The sequence below is a fragment of the Pigmentiphaga sp. CHJ604 genome (assembly GCF_036972535.1).
GTDB classification, from domain to species: domain Bacteria; phylum Pseudomonadota; class Gammaproteobacteria; order Burkholderiales; family Burkholderiaceae_B; genus Pigmentiphaga; species Pigmentiphaga daeguensis.
This window is the reverse complement of the sequence record NZ_CP136998.1, coordinates 4,263,514-4,282,835: the sequence shown is the minus strand read 5'-3', so window position 1 is coordinate 4,282,835 and position 19,322 is coordinate 4,263,514. Positions and strand designations below refer to the sequence as shown.

The window sequence follows — 19,322 nt, the reverse complement described above, 5'->3', positions numbered from 1 at the left end:
TTCTTCTGCGGGGGCAAGATGAATCGCGATACCGTGGGTACCATCCGGACACTGGCCGGGATTGCGTTGGCGGCGCTGCTGGCTTCCTGTGGTGGCGGCGGGGGCGGCGAGGTCTCCGGATCGGGGGCATTGTCCGTGGCATGCAGCGGCGCGCAATGCGGCGCCGCCGATGCGCAGACCTACCGCGGCAGCGGCGTGGGCATCTGGCGCTACGACAATAGCGGTTCGAGCTCGGGCACGTCGGTGCCGATCGCTCTCAATGGCGTCAATGGCCGTACCGTCACGCTGGTCTTCACCAACGTTTCCGACCGCGATGCGGGCATGGCCTCGATCAGCGCCTCGGTGGCGGATCGTCCCGCGGCCTCATCGAAAATCGAAGCCCCGGCCGATCCGGATCACCTGCCGGGCGTCAACCAGATTCCCGCGCACATCCGCGACTACCAGCCGCCGGTCGATCGAGCGTCCCAGCCCCGGGCATCGACGCGGCAGGGCCCCGCCACCGCCGTGCGGGCGGCGGTCGAAGGCGATACGCGGGAATGGCAGGACAGCAGCGGCACGCGGTTCCAGGCCACCCTGGCCCGCCGCTGGGCAGCCACCGACGGGCGCATGCTGAACATCTGGGTGCAGGACGGCGAGCGGTCCGCCGCGAAGGTGAGCGAGGCCCTGCTGGACAGCCTGAAGAGCCGGTTCTCGTCGAACCAGGACTCCGTCTATCCCATCGTGACCGATCTCGCGGGCGCGCCTTGGGGCGCCACCGTCGGCAGCGGCTACATCGGTCCCGACCAGGACCTGCACATCGTGCTGTCCAACATCACGCCCGATGGCAAGCCCTGGGGCGTGATCGGCTATTTCTTCAGCGCCAATGCCTTCCTGAAAAGCTACGAGGCGCTCAGCAATGAAGCGGTGGTGCTGTTCCTGGACACCGAAACCATGTACCTGGGCGGCCAGGCGGGCCGGAATACCGGCTATACGACGCTGGCGCACGAGATGACCCACATGGTCAACTTCTACCAGCGGGCCGCGCGCACGGGCGTGAGTCCGGACAACCGCTTCGCGGTCTGGCTGGAAGAGACCTCGGCCCTGATGATGGAGGACCTGGCCTCGGGCCGGGTGGTGCCGGGCTTCAACCCGCTGCGCGACGGGGACTACGGCAACTGGCTGCACCAGAGCCAGAACTGCGACTACATCCGTGGCTGGGACGCCAGCGTGTCCTCCAGCTGCTTCTCGTATCCCATCGCCGCCAACTTCGGCGGCTACCTGCTGCGGCAATACGGCACGGATTTCTATCGCAGCCTGTTGCGCAGCACCTCGTCCACCGATTCGTTCACCCTGCTGGACCAGGCCGTCAGGCAGGCGGGCGGAGCGGGCGCGCGGCCCGCCTTGCGGGACTGGGGCGCGGCGCTGGCCCTGCTGCCCGCATCGCCGCCGGCCGGGTTCGGCTATCCGCGCCGCACGCAGGGCGGCTACGACCTGCCCGCCATCAACGGCCCCGATTACGCATCGCTGCGCACGCTACCGTCCAGTTCGCCGTCCACGCTCAAGGCCTCGGGCCATTTCCCCGTGGTGCGCCGGCCGTCGGGCGCGTCGTACTCGGAAACCGTGGCGGTGCCGGCAGGCTCGGCCCTGACCGTCGTCGTCCAGTAGCTCAAGGGCCCGGGCGCGCCTGGCGTCCGGCGCGCGTGCCGGAGGGCGTTCCCGCCGGGGGTTGAAGGAAGCCGGGGGCAGGGGTGCTATACTCTCCGGGTTTTATCGCCCGCCCATTGCCTCCCGGCCACGCCCGGAATCTGCCGGCGCCCCCGATGCAATCGGCACCTTAGCGCATGCCCGTAACCGCCAATCGCCTCGCTATGCGACAGCCCGCGACTTTGCTCGTCCCGAGCACAGGTCCGTGGGCTTTTGTTTGCCCGGCCGCGGCTACGCCTGGGCTATCCCCATCCGTATCCAGGCGCATGACCCGTCATGGCGCTGGTCTTTTCCAACCGAACATTCAACGTCTACCCGACAGCGAAGGCTCCGCATGAAAATCCACGAGTATCAGGGCAAAGAGCTTCTGAAGAAATTTGGCGTCACCGTTCCGCGCGGCATCCCCGTGTTCTCGGTGGACGAGGCCGTCAAGGCCGCTGAACAGCTGGGCGGCCCGGTGTGGGTCGTCAAGGCCCAGATCCATGCGGGCGGCCGCGGCAAGGGCGGCGGCGTCAAGCTGGGCCGCTCCATCGAGGAAGTGCGTACGCTGGCCGGCCAGATCCTGGGCATGCAGCTGGTCACGCACCAGACCGGCCCGGAAGGCCAGAAGGTCCGCCGCCTGCTGATCGAAGAAGGCGCCGACATCAAGAAGGAACTGTACGTCGGCATCGTGACCGACCGCAGCTCGCAGCGCGTCTGCGTGATGGCCTCGAGCGAAGGCGGCATGGAGATCGAAGAGGTCGCCCACGCCACGCCCGAGAAGATCCTGAAGGTGTTCGTCGATCCCGCCAAGGGCCTGACCACCGAGGAAGCCTCGCAACTGGCCCGCGGCATCGGCGTTCCCGAAGGCTCGATCGCCGACGCGGCCGACCAGATCCAGAAGCTGTACACCTGCTACGTCGAGACCGACGCCGACCTGGCCGAGATCAACCCCCTGATCGTCACCGGCTCGGGCAAGATCATCGCCCTGGACGCCAAGTTCAACTTCGATTCGAACGCGCTGTTCCGCCACCCCGAGATCGTGGCCTACCGCGACACCGACGAAGAAGACCCCGCCGAAATCGAAGCCAGCAAGTTCGGCCTGGCCTACATCCAGCTCGACGGCAACATCGGCTGCCTGGTGAACGGCGCCGGCCTGGCCATGGCGACCATGGACACCATCAAGCTGTTCGGCGGCGAGCCGGCCAACTTCCTGGACGTCGGCGGTGGCGCCACGGCGGAGAAGGTGACCGAAGCCTTCAAGATCATGCTGAAGAACCCGGGCCTGAAGGCCATCCTGGTCAACATCTTCGGCGGCATCATGCGCTGCGACGTCATCGCCGAAGGCGTGATCGCCGCGTGCAAGGCCGTCAGCCTGAGCGTGCCGCTGGTGGTGCGCATGAAGGGCACCAACGAAGAGCTCGGCAAGAAGATGCTGGCCGACTCCGGACTGCCCATCATCAGCGCCGACACGATGGCCGAAGCCGCCACCGCCGTCGTGGCCGCCGCCAAGAAGTAATCGTTGCGCCCAGCACAGGATATTAAGGACTCGAAATGTCGATTCTGATCAACAAAGATACCAAGGTCGTCACGCAGGGGATCACCGGCAAGACCGGCCAGTTCCACACCCGCATGTGCCGCGAGTACGCCAACGGCAAGAACTGCTTCGTGGCCGGCGTGAACCCCAAGAAGGCCGGTGAGGACTTCGAAGGCGTGCCCATCTACGCCAACGTCGCCGAAGCCAAGGCCGCCACCGGCGCCAACGTGTCGGTCATCTACGTGCCGCCCGCCGGCGCCGCCGCCGCCATCTGGGAAGCCGTCGAGGCCGACCTGGACCTGGCCATCTGCATCACCGAGGGCATTCCCGTCCGCGACATGCTGGAAGTCCGCAACCGCATGCGCGCCGAGAACAAGCGCACGCTGCTGCTCGGACCCAACTGCCCCGGCCTGATCACCCCCGACGAAATCAAGATCGGCATCATGCCCGGCCACATCCACCGCAAGGGCCGCATCGGCATCGTCAGCCGCTCGGGCACCCTGACCTATGAAGCCGTGGCGCAGGTCACGGAACTGGGCCTGGGCCAGTCGAGCGCCGTCGGCATCGGTGGCGACCCCATCAACGGCCTGAAGCACATCGACGTGCTGAAGATGTTCAACGACGATCCCGATACCGACGCCGTCATCATGATCGGCGAAATCGGCGGTCCGGACGAAGTGAACGCCGCCCAGTGGGCCAAGGACAACATGAAGAAGCCGGTGGTCGGCTTCATCGCGGGCGTGACGGCTCCGGCCGGCAAGCGCATGGGCCACGCCGGCGCGCTGATTTCCGGCGGCGCCGACACGGCCCAGGCCAAGCTCGACATCATGGAAGCTTGCGGCATCAAGACGACCAAGAACCCGTCCGAGATGGGCAAACTGCTCAAGTCCGTGCTGTAAAACAGAAGAGAGACGGGCGCGGTTGATCACCGCGCCCGTCGCCATTTCAGGAGAGAAGCGTGGAATTTGGTTCAGCGGCCTTCGTACTGGCTCTCATTCAAATCATCTGGGTGAACATCCTGTTGTCGGGGGACAACGCGGTGGTCATCGCGCTGGCGGCTCGTTCGCTGCCGGCCCATCAACAAAAGAAAGCAATCGTGATCGGCTCTGCGGCCGCCATCGTGATGCGTATCATCCTGACGCTGGTTGCGGCCCAGTTGCTGCAACTGCCCTGGTTGAAACTGATCGGCTCGCTGCTGTTGCTGTACATCGGTGTTTCGCTGTTGCTGCCGGAAGGTGAAGAGGACGAAGGCAAGCTGGCCAAGGACGGCCTGATGGCCGCCATCCGCACCATCCTGATCGCCGACCTGGTCATGAGCCTGGACAACGTGATTGCCGTGGCGGCCGCCGCCATGGGCAATACCGTGCTCCTGGTCCTGGGCCTGGCCATCAGCATCCCGCTGGTGATCTTCGGCAGCACGCTGCTGCTGAAGGTCATCGAGCGCTTCCCGCTGATCGTCTGGCTGGGTGCCGCGCTGCTGGGGTTCATCGCCGGCGAACTGTTCGTCAACGATCCCGCGCTGCATACCGAGGCCGTCGAGGCGTCCATGGGGTTGAGCCATCATGGCGCCGAGATTGCCGCGGGCGTGGTCGGGGCCCTGATCGTGCTGGTCGTGGGCAAGGTGCTGATGTCGCGGCGCCGCTCCGGCGACCAGCCCGCTTGACGGCCGGCAACGCTTCATCATCGTAGTACGCCGGCCTGGCATGGGATGCCGGGCCGGTTTCGCCTTCGGGGCGGGAAGTCTTCCATCATGCGGGTGTGTGGGAGCTTCCTCCGAAAGGTGTCGTGAATTCAAAAAAAGGGAAGAGCCAATCTTCCGCACAGGAAGATTCGCTCGTCCGGATCTGGCTTAGGGAGCTACACGTGCTTGAATTTCTCCAGACGCTCAGCTGGGCGGCCGTATTTCAAATCATTCTGATCGACATCCTGCTGGGCGGGGACAACGCGGTGGTCATCGCGCTGGCCTGCCGCAATCTGCCGGCCAAGCGGCGGATGCAGGGGATCCTGTGGGGGACGGCGGGCGCGATCGTGCTGCGCGTCGTGCTCATCGCCTTCGCGGTCACGATGCTGCAGATCCCCTTCCTGAAGGTCGTGGGCGGCGTGCTGCTGTTCTGGATCGGCATCAAGCTGCTGGTGCCCGAGGACGAGTCGCACGACAACATCGAAGGGGGCGCTACGCTGCTGGGGGCGATCAAGACCATCATCGTCGCCGACTTCGTCATGAGCCTGGACAACGTCATCGCCATCGCGGGCGCGGCCCAGCAGGCGGATGAGTCCCACCAGATCGGGCTGGTCATCTTCGGCCTGCTGGTCAGCGTGCCCATCATCATCTGGGGCAGCACGCTGGTCCTGAAGCTGATCGACCGCTTCCCCATCGTGGTGACGCTGGGCGGCGCGCTGCTGGGATGGATTGCCGGCGGCATGCTGGCGACCGACGTCGCGGTCCAGTCGCACGTGATCCAGCCGACCTCGCTGGCGGCCTACAACACGCAGATCACCTATGCCGCGGAAATCATAGGCGCGCTGGTCGTCGTCGGCGTGGGGATGTGGTTGGCTCGCCGGAAGAAGGCGGCGCAGGCCAGCCACGCCTGATCGGAGCGCGGGGCCGCCAGGCCCGGTGCGCGGCACGCCCTGCCTCGGCAGGGCGTTGTCGTTCTGGAGCGCATCATGCGTCGAAAGGGCGCTTGCCCAGCGCCTGGACGACGTGGTCCACGAAAGCCGTGATGCGCGAGGCCAGGGCGGTATTGCGGTAGTAGACCGCGTTGATCGGCTGGCGCACGTCCAGCGTCCGCCCGGGAAACAATTGCACCAGGCGTCCTTGCCGGCGGTCGTCGCCGGTCATGAAATCCGACAGGCAGGCGATGCCCTGGCCCGCCAGGGCCATGTGCCGCAGCGTTTCCCCGCTGGACGAGGCGATCGTGGGCCGGATGCGCAAGGTGTTTCCGTCCGCGTCGCGCACCGGCCAGTCGTTCAGCGTCTCGGGCTGGGTGAAACCCAGCAGCGTGTGCGATTCGAACTGTTCCGGATCGGCCGGCGAACCGTGGCGCGCCAGGTAGCCGGGACTGGCAAGCACGCGTATGCGGCTGGTGCCGACGGGGCGGGCGTGCAGGGTGGAATCCTTCAAGGCCCCGATGCGGAAGGCCACGTCGGTGCGCTTTTCGATCAGGTCGACGATGCCTTCGTTCGAATCGAGCTCCAGTTCAACCTTGGGGTAGCGGGCGCGGAAACCGTCCAGCAGCGGCACCAGGACGTGCAGCATGAAAGGCGTGGAGGCATCGACCCGCAACCGCCCTGCCGGGTGCAGGCGCCGGGCCGCCATCTGTTCCTCGGCTTCGTCGACCGAAGCCAGGATGGCGCGCGCATGGCGCAGGAAGGTCGAGCCTTCCTCGGTCAGCTCCAGCCGCCTGGTCGTGCGGCGCAGCAGGGTGGTCTGGAGCTTCTCCTCCAGCCGTCCCAGGGTGCGGCTGGTGGCGGAAATGGTTAGCCCGAGCACTTCCGAGGCCGCCGTGATCGAGCCCGTGTCCACGACGGCCACGAAGGCCTGCAACTCGTCCAGGGTGGTCTTCATTGTTGAATTCGACGCAAGCGATATGGGTGGATACTGGGCTCAATCTGCAAATATAGACCCGCCACACCGGAGGCTGGTCGCTCGGTGGGCGACCATGTTCATTCCGGGGGCGCCCGCGCCATCGGGCGGCGTGAAACAGGCTAACCTAATGCCCCGTCGGATTTCGACGCGTGTTTTCTTATTGCCGCCCCGCGGGGCGGCGCCAGAGGATGGAATGAAGAGCTTGCAGAAAGGATTGACGCTGATGCAGATGCTGGTGCTGATCGGCGCCGTCGGCGTGGTGATCGCGGTCGCGGTGTCGTACCTGCGCTGAATCGCCCGGGGCTACCGCTCGCGGTAGCCCAGTGCCAGCGACAATTCCCGCGCCGCTCGCACGACGGCCGGGATCACGGTCCCGGCCACGACCTCGTCCGTGAAGGTGTAGATCATCGAGGTCGCGTTCAGTCCCGCCACCACTTCCCCCTGTGCGTTCAGCACGGGCGCGGCGATCGACCGCACGCCGCGGTGGAATTCCTCGTCGTTGTAGACGTAGCCGCGTTCGCGCGCGGTATCCAGCAACGCGCGGAACGCGGCGGGGTCCACCGTGGATTTTTCGGTCAGCGCGGGAATCGGCGCGCCGTCCAGGATGCGGGCGATGTCCGCCTGGGGCTTGTAGGCCAGCAGGATACGTCCGATCGAGGACGAGTGCGGCGGCATGCGGGACCCGACGTGGATGTCGATCGACGTGGGCAGCGGGATGCGGGCCTGCGCCACGTAGACCAGCTCGTCGCGGTCCAGGATGGCCATGTGCACCGAGGCGCCGACCTCGGTGCGCAGCCGGTTCATGATCGGCTGCGCCAGCTCGACCAGCGGCAGGCGGTTCAGGTAGGCGAAGCCGAGCTTCATGGCATGCGCGGTCAGGCGGTAGCGCCGGCCGACTTCCTCGCGTTCGAGGAAACCCAGTTTCTCCAGCGTGTGCACGAAGCGATACGGCTTGCTGCGGCTCCAGCCCAGCCGCTGCGCGAGTTCGGTCAGGGTGAGCGAGGGCTGTTCGCAATCGAAGGCTTCGAGCACGGACAGGCCCTGGGCGAGCGCATCGACCCAGTACGGGTCCTTGCGGGGAGCGGAAGCATGGTCGGGCGCGTCGTCGCCGTCGTCGGTAGCCGGCAGCTGGGGTTCGGTCATAGGGGCCAGATGGGACGGGTCGCAAGGCGGAGCGCCTTGCGCCCGGTCATTTTATAGTCTGCGCAGCCCTATCCGGTCGATCAACAGCTTTTCCTTCTGCATGGTGTCCGCCGCGAAGCGGGTGAACTGTTCGCTGCTCAGGTAGGCGGGCTCGAGGTCGTACTGCTTGAGCGCGGCGCGGTAGTTGTCCATGTCCATGGATTGCTTGAAGGCGTCGTGCAGGATGCGGACCACGCCCGGATCGGTGTCGCGCGGGGCCGCCAGCCCGAAAGGGGCGTTCTGCACGATGTCGTAGCCCAGTTCCTTGAGCGTGGGCGCCGCCGAGAAGCGCGCGCTGCGCGTTTCGCCGCCGGTGGCGAGCAGGCGCAGTTGCCCCGACTCGACGTACTGCGCCCAGCTTGGGCCGTCGGCAAGCGACATGATGTGGCCGCCCAGGAGCGCGGCCAGCGCTTCGGCGCCGCCCTTGTAGGGCACGTGGTTGAATTTCACGCCGGCCTGGAAGGCCAGGTCTTCCATCGTCAGGTGGGGCGAGGACAGGGTGCCCGGCGTGCCGTAGGTCATCGTGCCGGGGTTGGCCTTGGCGTAGGCGATGTAGTCGGCCACCGTCTTGATGGGCGAGGAAGCTGGCACCACGAGACCGAAGGGGTAGGCCGCCAGGCCGATGATGTATTTCAGGTCCTTGAGCGGATCCCAGGCGGTCTTGACCAGGTAGGGCGTGCGGAACACCGATACGGCGATCTGCGCGATCGTGTAGCCGTCGGGGGCGGTGGTCTGCATCATCTGGGCGGGGATCACCATCCCGGCGCCCGGTTTGTTCTCGACCACGACCGGCTGCTTCAGGATGGCGGCCGCGTTCTGCGCCAGGACGCGGAACGCGACGTCGGTGGCGCCGCCGGGCGCGAAGCCCACCAGCATGCGGATGGGGCGCGAGGGGAAGCCGGACTGGGCGCGCGTGGCCGGGGCCGCGCCGGCGCCCGCCGCCGCGATCATGGTGCCGAGGAAATGTCGTCTGTGCATGGCAAGGACTCCGCTGGAAAGGGAAGGGTTCAGTGCGCCCGCTCGGGCAGGGGTTCGGTCCAGGCGTCGTAGCCATAGACCCAGTCGGCGTTCGTGTCCGAGCGCAGCCAGTCGTTCTGCAGCGAGCCGCGCTGGATCCGGCTGGCGCGTTCCAGCCGGGCCTGTTCGTAGCGCAGCAGGGCGGCGGGCACGTCGTTCCCGGCTTCGCCCAGGCAGCGGCTCAGCACCGCGGCGTCCTCCAGGCCCATGGCGGCGCCCTGGGCCATGAAGGGCAGCATGGCATGGCAGGCGTCGCCCAGCAGAGTGACGCGGCCATGGGTCCAGCGCACCATGGGGTCGCGCGCGTAGAGCGCCGTCTTGAGGACGACGTCGCAGCCTTCCAGGATGGCGAGCGCTTCCTCGTGAAAGCCTGCGTACGCGCGCAGCAGTTCGTCCTTGTGTCCCTGGATCGACCAGGACTCGTGCGTCCATTCGGTCTCGGGCACGGTGGCGAACACGAACAGCTCGCGCTGGCCTCGGTCGATCAGGAAGGTGAAGATCTGGCTGGAGGCATCCGGACCCCACCACTTGGTGGTGGGAGTCAGGTCGTAGCGCGCGAGCGGCGCGGTGGGCACGATGGAGCGGAACGCGACCTTGCCGGTGAAGCGGGGGGCTTCGGGGCCGGCGATGGCTTCGCGGACCACCGAATGGATGCCGTCGCAGCCGACCACGGCGCGCGCCGATACCCGCGTTCCATCGGCCAGTTCCAGCCATGCATGGCGCTCGTCCTGGCCGACGCCGGCCACCTTGGCGCCCAGGCGGACCGAGCCGGCCGGCAGGGCGGCCTCCAGCGCCGACAGCAGGTCGGCGCGATGGATGGTGAGTTGGGGCGCCCCGTAGCGCCGTGCCCCCTGGGCGTGCAATTCCAGTCGCGAGGTTTCCCGGCCGCTGTCCCAGAGCCGGCTGATGCGGCAGGTGGGTTCGTAGGCCGTGGCGCGCAGCACCGTGCCCACGCCCAGTCCGTCCAGCACCTTGACCGCGTTGGGCGTAAGGTTGATGCCCGCGCCCACGCGCCCGAACCTGGGCGCCTGTTCGTAGACCCCCACCTTGAATCCCGCGCGATGCAGGGCGATGGCCGCGGCCATGCCGCCTATGCCCGCCCCGACGATCGCGATGTCGACTTCCGTCATGCTTTCCTTCCTTGATGTTTTGTATGGGAAAACTTTTTTTGAATATAAAGCCTACCGGAGGATGGAGGCAATAGGGGGAAGCCACGAAAGCGATAGCGCGCGCACCGGAAGCGGCGCACGTCGGAAAGGGGGGGAGCGGGGGAGGCGCCGAGCGAAGGCCGGCGCAGTAGGGGAGGGAAGCAGGCGGGCCGGCAGGCGGCCCGCCTGGGCCCGGCGTCAGCCGGTGTTGCGCAGGCCCGCGGCGATGCCGTTGATGGTCAGGTGGATGCCGTTCTGGGTGCGGCCGGCCGGATCCGCCTTGGCGCGGCCCGCCTTGCCACGGGTGGCGCGATAGCGGCGGATCAGTTCGATCTGCACGTGGTTGAGCGGATCGATGTAGGCGATGCGGTCGCGGATCGAGCGCGCCAGCGACGGATTGTCGGCCAGCAACTGGCGCTGGCCGGTGATCAGCTTCAGCGCGCTCATGGTGCGCTTCCATTCGTCGCTGATCGCGCCGAAGATGCGTTTGCGCAGCGCGGTGTCCGGCACCAGCTGCGCATAGCGCGAGGCGATGACCAGGTCGGTCTTGGCCAGCACCATTTCCATGTTGGACAGCAGCGTGCGGAAGAACGGCCAGTCGCGCGCCATGGCCTGCAGGTGCTCGATGCGCTCGCGCCGGGTGCCTTCGCCATGGCGCAGGTAGTCGTCGATGGCCGCGCCCATGCCGTACCAGCCAGGCAGCAGCAGCCGGCACTGGCCCCACGAGAAGCCCCAGGGAATGGCCCGCAGGTCCTCGATGCGCCCGGTGGATTTGCGCGAGGCCGGACGCGAACCGATGTTCAGGCCGGCGATCTCGGAAATGGGCGTCGAGGCGAAGAAGTAGTCGGCGAACCCGGGCGTCTCGTAGACCAGGGCGCGGTAACTGCGCATGGCGGTGGCCGACAGGCGGTCCATGGTCTGCCCGTAGCTGGCGAACAGCGCGTCCTCGGCGGAGGCGCTTTCGGTGTGGTCGGCCAGGCTGGCCTCCAGCGTGGCGGCGGTCAGCAGTTCGAGATGCCAGCGGCCGATGTCGGCGTCCTTGTACTTGCTCTGGATGACCTCGCCCTGTTCGGTCAGGCGGATCTGGCCGGCCACCGTGCCGGGCGGCTGGGCGAGGATGGCATCGAAGCTCGAGCCGCCGCCCCGGCCCACGGTGCCGCCGCGGCCATGGAACAGGCGCAGCCTGACCTTGCGGGCGCGGAAGACCTCGACCAGCGCGCGTTCGGCCTGGTACAGGGACCAGTTCGACGTCAGGAAGCCGCCGTCCTTGTTGCTGTCGGAATAGCCCAGCATGACTTCCTGCACCCCGCGCTGGGCATGGCGCACGCGGGCCTTGACCTCGGGCAGGTCGAGGAACTGCGCCATGATGCCGGGGCCGTTGGCCAGGTCGGGAATGGTCTCGAACAGCGGCACCACCATCAGCCCTTCGCCGTCGGCCGGAACGTGTCCGTTCGCCGAGCCGCCTCCGGGCGCGATGAGCCCGGTTTCCTGCTGGAGCACCAGGACTTCCAGCAGGTCGCTCACGGTTTCCGTGTGCGACACGATGGCGTGGTGCACGGCCTGCGCGCCGAAGCGCTGGCGGGCGCTGGCGGCCGCCCGGAAGATGTCCAGTTCGCGGGTGGTTTCCTCGCTGTAGCGCAGCCAGGGCGAGACCAGCGGGCGGACTTCCTGCAACTCGCGCCGCAGCAGCTCGATGCGGGCGGCTTCGTCCAGGCTGGCGTAGTCGGCTTGCACCCCGGCGCGCGCGAACAGCTCGGCCACCGTGCGTTCGTGCACGTCGGAACTCTGGCGCAGGTCGATGGTGGCCAGGTGGAAGCCGAACACGTCCACCGCCTGGCGCAGCGCCGACAGGCGCAGCCGGGCGATGGGCGAGGCGTGGTGGCCGTTGAGCGAGTCGGCGATCACCGCCAGGTCGGCGGCGAATTCGGCCGGCTCGGCATAGGGCTGGGCGGGCGGGGCCTCGCGGCGGGCCAGGTCGCGGCCGGTCAGCGCTCGCGCCGATGCCGCCAGGCGGGCATAGATGCCGACCAGCGCGCGCCGGTAGGGTTCGTCGCGGCGGTGCTCGGAAAGGTCGCCGCCCTGCTCGGCCAGCGCGGCCAGCGCGTGCGAGGCGGGCGTCAGCAGCGCGCTCAGGGACAGCTCGGCGCCGAGCGCGTGGGTTTCGTCCAGGTAGTACTCGAAGGCCGTGGTGCTTTGGCGCAGCAGCGCCAGGTTCAGCGTCTCGGCGTCGACGTTGGGATTGCCGTCGCGGTCGCCGCCTATCCAGCTGCCCATGCGCAGGAAGGACTTGAGCGGCGCCGGGTGGGGGCCGAACGGATCGGCCGGTTCGCGGCCGAGCAGGCGCGAAAGATGGCCGTACAACTGCGGGATGACGGACAGGAAGGTGCTGCGGTAATAGGACAGCGCGTTCTCGATCTCGTCGGCCACCGTCAGCCGGGAATTGCGCAGCATGCGCGTCTGCCACAGCGTGGTGATGCGCCCCAGCAGGGCCAGGGTCTGTTCGAAGGATTCGTCCGTGGTGCGCGGGTCGTCGCGCTCCTGCAGCAGATGGGCGATTTCCTTGTGCACGTCCAGCGTGCTCTTGCGCTGCACCTCGGTGGGGTGGGCCGTCAGGACCGGCGAGATCAGCGTTTCGTCCAGCAACTGGCGCATGCGCGCGTTGCCGATGCCTGCCGCCCGCAGCCTGGCGACGGCGTCCTGCAGGCTGCCGCGCGCGGGGGCGTCCTGCTGGAGCAGGGTGGCGCGGCGGCGCCGGTTCTGGTCGCGGTCCTCGGCGATGTTGGCCAGGTGCAGATAGTAGGTGAAGGCGCGGACCACGGAGTTGGTCTCGTCGGGCGCCAGCAGCTTTAGGCGCTTCTCCAGCGCGCGGCCGTCGGTGGCGTTGCCGTCGCGGCGGAAGCGCACCGCGGTGCGGCGCACGGTCTCGATGGTGTCGAAGACGCCCGCGCCTTCGCTGGCGCGGATCACGTCGCCCAGGAGGCGGCCCAGCAGTCGGATGTCATTGCGAAGAGGTAGGTCGGGATCTTGAAGCGATGGGGTCATGGAGCGTCGCGCGTGTTGTCGTTGGAGTCGGCTGCTGCAAATGCTTGGAGACGGGCCCGAAAGGCAAAAGAACGCGGTGCGGGCGCCCCGAAAGCATGCCATGAAAAAAGAGCCCATATCGAATACTTCTATAATCCCGAAGGGGGGCGCCGCGAGAGCGGAAGCCTGTTCGCATCGCAATCGAGATCCCCGCATTTGAAAAACGATCGTTTGATCATCGCCACGCGCGAAAGCCAGTTGGCGCTCTGGCAGGCCGAGCATGTACAGGCGCGGCTGCGCGCGCTGTATCCGCAGTGCTCCGTCGAGCTGCTGGGCATGACCACCCGCGGCGACCGCATCCTGGACCGCACGCTGTCGAAGGTCGGCGGCAAGGGCCTGTTCGTCAAGGAACTGGAAACCGCCCTGCAGGACGGCCGCGCCGACCTGGCCGTGCATTCGCTCAAGGACGTGCCGGTGGACCTGGCGCCGGAGTTCCTGCTGTCCACCATCATGGAGCGCGAGGATCCGCGCGACGCCCTGGTGTCGGCGCGCTACGCGGAACTGGCCGAGATGCCCGCCGGCGCCGTCATCGGCACCTCCAGCCTGCGGCGCGAGTCGCAGATCCGGGCGCGCCATCCGCACCTGCAGGTGCGGCCCCTGCGCGGGAACCTGCAGACTCGCCTGGGCAAGCTCGATCGCGGCGAATACGATGCCATCGTGCTGGCCGCGGCCGGCCTGCGCCGGCTGGGCCTGGGCGAGCGCATCCGGACCCTGCTGGCGCCCGAGGACAGCCTGCCGGCCGCGGGGCAGGGCGCCCTGGGCATCGAGATCCGCGCCGATCGCGACGACCTGCGCGCGGTGCTGGCGCCGCTGGCCCATGCCGCCACCACCGCCGAGGCCCTGGCCGAACGCGCCGTATCGCGGCGCCTGGGCGGCTCCTGCCAGGTGCCGCTGGCCGCCTACGCGCAGGCGCAAGGCGAATCGCTGCGCCTGCGTGCCCTGGTGGCGACGCCCGACGGCGGGCGCATCGTCCGCGCCGAGCGCACCGGCACCGCGAAGGACGCCGAGGCCCTGGGCCTGGCCGTGGCCGAAGAACTCCTGGCGGCCGGCGCGGCGGACATTCTCGATACGCTGGGCTGAGCCGCGATGCCGGCCCAGCCATCCGCGCCGGCTTGCGCGCGAGCCGTCGTCCTGACCCGTCCCGCCGGCCAGAACGGGGGCCTGGCGCGGGCGCTCGAGGCGCGGGGGTGGCGGGCGCTGGACCTGCCGGCGCTGCGGCTGACCCCCGAGGCCGGCCCGGTGCCCGATCCCGCCGATTTCGATCTCGTCGTGTTCGTCAGCGGCAACGCCGTGAGGATGTTCCTGGACACATGGCGCGAGGCCGCCGGCCGGGGCCGCGCCTGGCCCGATGCCACGGCCGCCGCGGTCGTCGGGCCGGCCAGCGCACGGGCGCTGCGCGAACATCCGGCTTTCGGCCAGGCTCCGCGGCTGGTTCAGCCCGCGCCCGACAGCCCGCATTTCGATTCCGAGGCGCTATGGGCCGTCCTGTCCGCCGCGCCGCTGCCGTCCCGGGTGCTGATCGTGCGCGGCGGCCGGGGCGAACAGGGCACCGGCCGCGACTGGCTGGCCGGCCGCCTGCGCGAGGCCGGCGCCACCGTCACCCTGCACCGCGCGTACAGGCGGGTTCCCGCGGCCTGGACGCCGCACCAGGCCGAGGGCCTGCGCCAACTGGCCCGCGCGGGCACGCCCACCGCCTGGCTGCTGACCAGCGCCGAGGGCGTGGACGCGGTACGCGGCCACCTGGCAGCCCTGGGATTGCTGGACTGGTGGGCCGATTGTCGTCTCGTTGCAACCCATCCACGGATCGCCCGGCATTTAATAACGGTGATCGCCGAAGCATTGCCCGCTCGCGGCGACCCGCCAATGTTACAAACTTGCGCGCCCCGGGATGAGGACATCCTGGCCGCGATAGAATCGGTGTCATGACTGCATCCGAGAACGCATCTCCCGCATCCGCGCAGGGTCCTGCGCCCAACGATATCCGTTCCGCAACCGAGCGCGCCGGCCGTGCCCCCAAGGGCAGGGCGTCCACCCGCTCCTTCCCCTGGCTCGGAACGGTGCTCGCCTTCGCGCTGATCGTGATCGTGGTGCTGGCTGCCGCGCTGTGGCGCCAGCAGCAGCTGGTCGATGCCATCGGCCGCGAATCGGCGCGCCGCTTCAACGAGATCGACTCCTTCTCCCGCGATGCCCAGGCCCGCGCCCGCCAGGCCCTGTCCATCGCCCAGGGCAATACCGACAAGCTGGCCGTGCTCGAGTCCAAGGTGCTGGAGTCGCAAAGCCAGCAGGCCGCGCTGGAGCAGCTCTATCAGGAACTGTCGCGCGGCGAGGACGAATGGACCTTGATCGAGGTCGAACAGGCCCTGTCCATCGCCGCCCAGCAGCTGCAACTGGCCGGCAACGTGCAGAACTCCATCGCCGCGCTGCAGGTGGCCGACGCCCGGCTGGCGCGCGCCGACCGGCCCCAGTTCACCGCCGTGCGCCGCGCCATCGCGCAGGACCTCGAGCGGCTGCGCGGACTGCCGTCGGTGGACGTGTCCGGCCTGGTGGTCAAGATCGACCAGTTGATCGGCCTGCTCGACCGCCTGCCGCTGCTGGCCAGCGTGCAGCCGGCCCACGAGGCCGATGGCCAGCCCGCGCCGGCCGCGGCCGAGACGGCGCAGGCGCCGGCGGGCGACGCGCCCTGGTGGCAGCGCGCCACCGCGTGGTGGCGGCCGCTGCGGGACGGTTTCCTGGGCGACATGCGCGACCTGATCCGCATCCGCCGCATCGACAAGCCCGACGCCCTGCTGGTATCCCCCGAGCAGGGCGCCATGGTGCGCGAGAATCTCAAGCTCAGGCTGCTCAATGCCCGGCTGGCCCTGTTGTCCCGGCAGGAGCATGCCTGGCGCGCCGACCTGGACGCCGTCGGCCAGGCCCTGCCCGCCTATTTCGATGCGAACGCGCCGCTCACGCGCAATGCCCAGACGCTGCTGCGGCAGATCCGCGAGACCGACATCTCCATCGAGCTGCCGAATCTCAATGACAGCCTGGCCGCGGTCCGGTCGGTGCTGCCGCGCAACGCCGTCCCCGGCGCGCAGAGGTAAGGCATGCGCACCTGGTTCTGGACCCTGTTGCTGCTGGTGGCCGCCGTCGGGCTGGCCGTCGGGCTGCGTTATCACTCCGGCAACGTCGCGCTGCTGCTGCCGCCCTACCGGGTGGAGCTGTCCGCCAGCCTGGCCGCGCTGATCCTGGTCGCGTTGTTCGCGGTGCTGTACGCCGCGCTGCGCGCCATCTCCTGGACCCTGGACCTGCCCGTGCGGGTGCGCCGCTGGCGCGCGCGCCGCGCGCTGGCGCAGCAGCAGGAACTGCTCGAGCGCGGCTGGATCAACCTTCTGGAAGGCCGCTATGCCAAGGCCGAGGCCGACATGAGCAGCGTGGCCGGACAGACCGACGTGCCGTCGCGCCGCGTCCTGGCCAACCTGTCGGCCGCCCGGGCGGCGCATGCCATGCAGGAGTTCGCCCGCCGCGACCTGCTGCTGGCGCAGGCCCGCGAGGCCGCCGACGCCGATGCCGGGCTCAAGCCCGCCGTCGTCCTGGTCGAGGCCGACATGCTGCTGGACCAGCAGCGGCCAGAGGAAGCGCTGGCCTTGCTGTCGCAACTGCACGAAGGCGGCCCCAAGCACATGCATTCGCTGCGGCTCACCCTGCGCGCCCATCGCGACCTGGGGCACTGGGCCGAGGTCCTGAAGCTGGCGCGCACGCTGTCCAAGCGCAATGCCCTGCATCCGGCCGCCGCCACGCGCATGATCGCCACCGCCGCGGCCGAGCTGTTGCGGTCGGCCAGCGATGCCGCCACGCGGCGCGCGATCTGGAAGGACCTGAAGGACGACGAACGCGTCCTGCCGGAAGTGGCGCAGGCCGGCGCCGCGGTGTTCGAGGCCGATGGCGACGAGCTGCGGACCCGCCGCATCCTCGAGACCGCGCTCGACGCCCAGCTCAGTCCCGTCCTGCTTCAGGCCTATGCCCGTTGCAGCCCCGAACAGATACCCCCGCGGCTGGAGAAGGCCGAGAGCTGGCTGCGCCAGCACCCCAACGATCCCGACCTGCTGCAGGCGCTGGGCACGCTGTGCCTGTGTGGGCGCCTGTGGGGGCCGGCGCAGCGATATCTCGAACGCAGCCTGAGCGAGCGCGACGACCCGCGCACGCATGCGCTGCTGGCCAGCCTGTACGATCGCACCGACCGCGCCGTCGAGGCCGTGCGGCACTGGCGCCTGGCCACCGAGGCGGTGATCGGCCTGCCGGTCCTGAAGGCCGACGAAGCCGTCCTGTTCGCCCCCGCCGCCGCGCGGCCCCAGTTCGAGAGCGAAGAGGACGTGGCGCCCGATCGCGCGGCCGGCCTCTAGCGCAGCGGTTTTTTTCGATGTCGTGCCGGCCCCGGGCCGGTCCACCTGTTTTTTCCAACCTTCCAGGCAGTTATGAATCTCGATCGAGTCGGTCCCGGCAAAAAGGCGCCGGAAGAATTCAACGTCATCATTGAGATCCCGATGAACGCGGATCCGATCAAGTACGAAGTCGACAAGGAAACCGGAGCCTTGTTCGTCGATCGCTTCATGATGACGGCCATGCACTACCCGTGCAATTACGGCTACGTGCCGCAGACCCTGTCCGACGACGGCGACCCCGTCGACGTGCTGGTCATCACCCCGCATCCGGTCACCGTCGGCGCCGTCGTGCGCTGCCGTCCCATCGGCATCCTGAACATGGACGACGAAGCGGGCGGCGACGCCAAGCTGCTGGCCGTGCCCGTGGACAAGGTCCTGCCCATCTACCGCCACTGGCAGAAGCCGGAAGACCTGCAGCCCGAGTACCTGCTGCGCATCCAGCATTTCTTCGAGCACTACAAGGATCTGGAGAAGGGCAAGTGGGTCAAGGTGAAGGGCTGGGACGGCCCGGAAGCCGCCCGCCAGGAGATCGTCGGCAGCATCGAGCGTTATCAGAAGGCCGGCAAGTAAGCCCCGGTAGTCCCGCTGTCGCGCAAGGGCCTCCTTCCCGGGAGGCCTTTTGTCATGGGGCTTTTGGAAAGGCCGGGCTTGGCTTATCTTGGAGCGTTGCACACCAGGCAGAGGCGGGAACGACGTGACGGCCAGATTGAACGAATTCCAACAGCCGGTCGGTGCGGCCCTGCCGGATTGGCAAGGCGCCCGGCTTCCCGATGGCCGAACGCTCGCGGGGCGCTATTGCAGGATCGAGCGCATCGATCCGGAGCGCCATGCGGCCGAGCTTTACGAGGCGTATCGCGATGCGCCCGACTGGCGCGACTGGACCTATCTTTCCGTCGGCCCGTTCGACTCGCTGGATGCCTATCGCCGCTATCTGGAAACGGTCGCGGGCTTGAGCGATCCCATGCATCATGCCGTGATCGACCTCGCCAGCGGACAGGCGGTGGGCACGATCGCCCTCATGCGCATCGATGCGCCCAACGGCGTGATCGAAGTGGGCAGTGTCACCTATTCGCCGCGCATGAAGCGCACGCGCATCGCCACCGAAACGATGGCGCTCCTGCTCGGGCATGTGTTCGAAGACCTCGGCTATCGCCGTTTCGAGTGGAAGTGCGACGCGCTGAACGCCCCGTCACGCGCGGCGGCTTCGCGCTACGGCTTCACCTTCGAAGGGATTTTCCGCCAGGCCGTGGTCACGCGCGGGCGCAATCGCGATACGGCATGGTATTCGATCATCGACAGCGACTATCCGGCCCTGCATGCGGCGTATGGGCGATGGCTCGACCCCGCCAATTTCGACGGGCAGGGCCGCCAGATCGAAACGCTGGCAGAGATCCGAAGCCGCGTGGGCCCGGCCTGACCGCCGTTCCTAGCCGCGCTGTTCGGCCAGGCAATGCGGGCAGTAACGGGCGTGCGGCTTCAGGTATCGGCCGCATTCCATGCACAGTGACCCGCCTCGCAACTCGATCTCCCGCAGCCGGCGCCGCTTGCGCCACGACGCGCGGAACTTGAGCAGGCCCAGCAGGAAGGCAACCGCGAGCGAACTGTAGGCGAGGGTGGTCATGGCACCTCGAAAGCGAGGAATAGGGACCGTTTATTCTATGTTTTCGGTGTTGCATCCTGTAAAC

Annotated in this window: 17 protein-coding genes; 11 read left to right on the top strand and 6 right to left on the bottom strand. The window is 68.3% G+C overall.

Annotated elements, in window-relative coordinates:
- The first annotated feature begins 18 nt into the window (after positions 1–18).
- The 5 genes from R4823_RS20595 to R4823_RS20575 all read left to right on the top strand — a co-directional run bounded on the left by R4823_RS20595 (position 19) and on the right by R4823_RS20575 (position 5,791).
- Positions 19–1,644 (top strand): hemagglutinin, encoded by a 1,626-nt coding sequence (locus tag R4823_RS20595; RefSeq protein WP_338615948.1) that lies wholly within the window; start codon positions 19–21, stop codon positions 1,642–1,644.
- 373 nt (positions 1,645–2,017) lie between these two features.
- A complete protein-coding gene (gene sucC / locus R4823_RS20590; protein WP_087837304.1) occupies positions 2,018–3,181 on the top strand; it encodes an ADP-forming succinate--CoA ligase subunit beta in 1,164 nt (387 codons plus the stop codon).
- 35 nt (positions 3,182–3,216) lie between these two features.
- Positions 3,217–4,098 (top strand): succinate--CoA ligase subunit alpha, encoded by an 882-nt coding sequence (gene sucD / locus R4823_RS20585; protein ID WP_087837303.1) that lies wholly within the window; start codon positions 3,217–3,219, stop codon positions 4,096–4,098.
- 59 nt (positions 4,099–4,157) lie between these two features.
- The gene (locus R4823_RS20580) at positions 4,158–4,862 is read left to right on the top strand and encodes a TerC family protein (RefSeq protein WP_087837302.1); all 705 of its coding nucleotides are present in this window, start codon (positions 4,158–4,160) and stop codon (positions 4,860–4,862) included.
- A 200-nt stretch (positions 4,863–5,062) separates the two neighbouring features.
- Positions 5,063–5,791 carry a TerC family protein gene (locus tag R4823_RS20575; RefSeq protein ID WP_087837301.1) on the top strand — a complete coding sequence of 243 codons (729 nt, stop codon included), beginning with the start codon at positions 5,063–5,065 and terminating at the stop codon, positions 5,789–5,791.
- A 73-nt stretch (positions 5,792–5,864) separates the two neighbouring features.
- On the opposite strand, the gene R4823_RS20570 is transcribed toward R4823_RS20575, so the two are convergent.
- From R4823_RS20570 to ppc, 5 genes are all read right to left on the bottom strand, one after another.
- Positions 5,865–6,767, bottom strand: a complete 903-nt coding sequence (locus R4823_RS20570) for a LysR family transcriptional regulator (protein ID WP_087837300.1) — start codon at positions 6,765–6,767, stop codon at positions 5,865–5,867.
- 324 nt (positions 6,768–7,091) lie between these two features.
- On the bottom strand, positions 7,092–7,931 hold the full coding sequence (locus tag R4823_RS20565; RefSeq protein WP_087837299.1) for an IclR family transcriptional regulator C-terminal domain-containing protein: 840 nt from the start codon (positions 7,929–7,931) through the stop codon (positions 7,092–7,094).
- Between the two features lie 51 nt (positions 7,932–7,982).
- The gene (locus R4823_RS20560) at positions 7,983–8,921 is read right to left on the bottom strand and encodes a tripartite tricarboxylate transporter substrate binding protein (RefSeq protein ID WP_243724470.1); all 939 of its coding nucleotides are present in this window, start codon (positions 8,919–8,921) and stop codon (positions 7,983–7,985) included.
- A 56-nt stretch (positions 8,922–8,977) separates the two neighbouring features.
- Positions 8,978–10,117, bottom strand: a complete 1,140-nt coding sequence (locus R4823_RS20555; protein ID WP_087837297.1) for an FAD-dependent monooxygenase — start codon at positions 10,115–10,117, stop codon at positions 8,978–8,980.
- 216 nt (positions 10,118–10,333) lie between these two features.
- Entirely contained in the window at positions 10,334–13,177 is a 2,844-nt protein-coding gene (gene ppc, locus R4823_RS20550) for a phosphoenolpyruvate carboxylase (RefSeq protein ID WP_165963094.1), read from the bottom strand.
- Positions 13,178–13,372: 195 nt separating this feature from the next.
- On the opposite strand from ppc, the gene hemC reads away from it, so the two are divergent.
- From hemC to R4823_RS20520, 6 genes are all read left to right on the top strand, one after another.
- Positions 13,373–14,296 carry a hydroxymethylbilane synthase gene (gene hemC / locus R4823_RS20545; RefSeq protein WP_243724453.1) on the top strand — a complete coding sequence of 308 codons (924 nt, stop codon included), beginning with the start codon at positions 13,373–13,375 and terminating at the stop codon, positions 14,294–14,296.
- 6 nt (positions 14,297–14,302) lie between these two features.
- A complete protein-coding gene (locus tag R4823_RS20540) occupies positions 14,303–15,142 on the top strand; it encodes a uroporphyrinogen-III synthase (protein ID WP_132979421.1) in 840 nt (279 codons plus the stop codon).
- On the top strand, positions 15,139–16,299 hold the full coding sequence (locus R4823_RS20535; protein WP_132979420.1) for a uroporphyrinogen-III C-methyltransferase: 1,161 nt from the start codon (positions 15,139–15,141) through the stop codon (positions 16,297–16,299). The genes R4823_RS20540 and R4823_RS20535 overlap by 4 nt, the downstream gene beginning before the upstream one ends.
- Before the next feature lie 3 nt (positions 16,300–16,302).
- A complete protein-coding gene (locus R4823_RS20530) occupies positions 16,303–17,598 on the top strand; it encodes a heme biosynthesis HemY N-terminal domain-containing protein (protein WP_087836924.1) in 1,296 nt (431 codons plus the stop codon).
- Between the two features lie 72 nt (positions 17,599–17,670).
- Entirely contained in the window at positions 17,671–18,207 is a 537-nt protein-coding gene (gene ppa, locus R4823_RS20525) for an inorganic diphosphatase (protein ID WP_132979419.1), read from the top strand.
- A 124-nt stretch (positions 18,208–18,331) separates the two neighbouring features.
- On the top strand, positions 18,332–19,054 hold the full coding sequence (locus R4823_RS20520) for a GNAT family protein (protein WP_132979418.1): 723 nt from the start codon (positions 18,332–18,334) through the stop codon (positions 19,052–19,054).
- Between the two features lie 9 nt (positions 19,055–19,063).
- On the opposite strand, the gene R4823_RS20515 is transcribed toward R4823_RS20520, so the two are convergent.
- Complete coding sequence (locus tag R4823_RS20515) at positions 19,064–19,258, bottom strand: hypothetical protein (protein WP_087836913.1); 195 nt, start codon at positions 19,256–19,258, stop codon at positions 19,064–19,066.
- Positions 19,259–19,322: the final 64 nt, after the last annotated feature.

What these genes read in the sequence shown, in the direction of transcription:
- R4823_RS20595 (WP_338615948.1), top strand. Translation starts at nt 19, where the DNA reads ATGAATCGCGATACCGTGGGTACCATCCGGACACTGGCCGGGATTGCG.
- sucC (WP_087837304.1), top strand. Translation starts at nt 2,018, where the DNA reads ATGAAAATCCACGAGTATCAGGGCAAAGAGCTTCTGAAGAAATTTGGC.
- sucD (WP_087837303.1), top strand. Translation starts at nt 3,217, where the DNA reads ATGTCGATTCTGATCAACAAAGATACCAAGGTCGTCACGCAGGGGATC.
- R4823_RS20570 (WP_087837300.1), bottom strand. Translation starts at nt 6,767, where the DNA reads ATGAAGACCACCCTGGACGAGTTGCAGGCCTTCGTGGCCGTCGTGGAC.
- R4823_RS20565 (WP_087837299.1), bottom strand. Translation starts at nt 7,931, where the DNA reads ATGACCGAACCCCAGCTGCCGGCTACCGACGACGGCGACGACGCGCCC.
- R4823_RS20560 (WP_243724470.1), bottom strand. Translation starts at nt 8,921, where the DNA reads ATGATCGCGGCGGCGGGCGCCGGCGCGGCCCCGGCCACGCGCGCCCAG.
- R4823_RS20555 (WP_087837297.1), bottom strand. Translation starts at nt 10,117, where the DNA reads ATGACGGAAGTCGACATCGCGATCGTCGGGGCGGGCATAGGCGGCATG.
- ppc (WP_165963094.1), bottom strand. Translation starts at nt 13,177, where the DNA reads ATGACCCCATCGCTTCAAGATCCCGACCTACCTCTTCGCAATGACATC.
- R4823_RS20540 (WP_132979421.1), top strand. Translation starts at nt 14,303, where the DNA reads ATGCCGGCCCAGCCATCCGCGCCGGCTTGCGCGCGAGCCGTCGTCCTG.
- R4823_RS20535 (WP_132979420.1), top strand. Translation starts at nt 15,139, where the DNA reads ATGACTGCATCCGAGAACGCATCTCCCGCATCCGCGCAGGGTCCTGCG.
- R4823_RS20530 (WP_087836924.1), top strand. Translation starts at nt 16,303, where the DNA reads ATGCGCACCTGGTTCTGGACCCTGTTGCTGCTGGTGGCCGCCGTCGGG.
- ppa (WP_132979419.1), top strand. Translation starts at nt 17,671, where the DNA reads ATGAATCTCGATCGAGTCGGTCCCGGCAAAAAGGCGCCGGAAGAATTC.
- R4823_RS20515 (WP_087836913.1), bottom strand. Translation starts at nt 19,258, where the DNA reads ATGACCACCCTCGCCTACAGTTCGCTCGCGGTTGCCTTCCTGCTGGGC.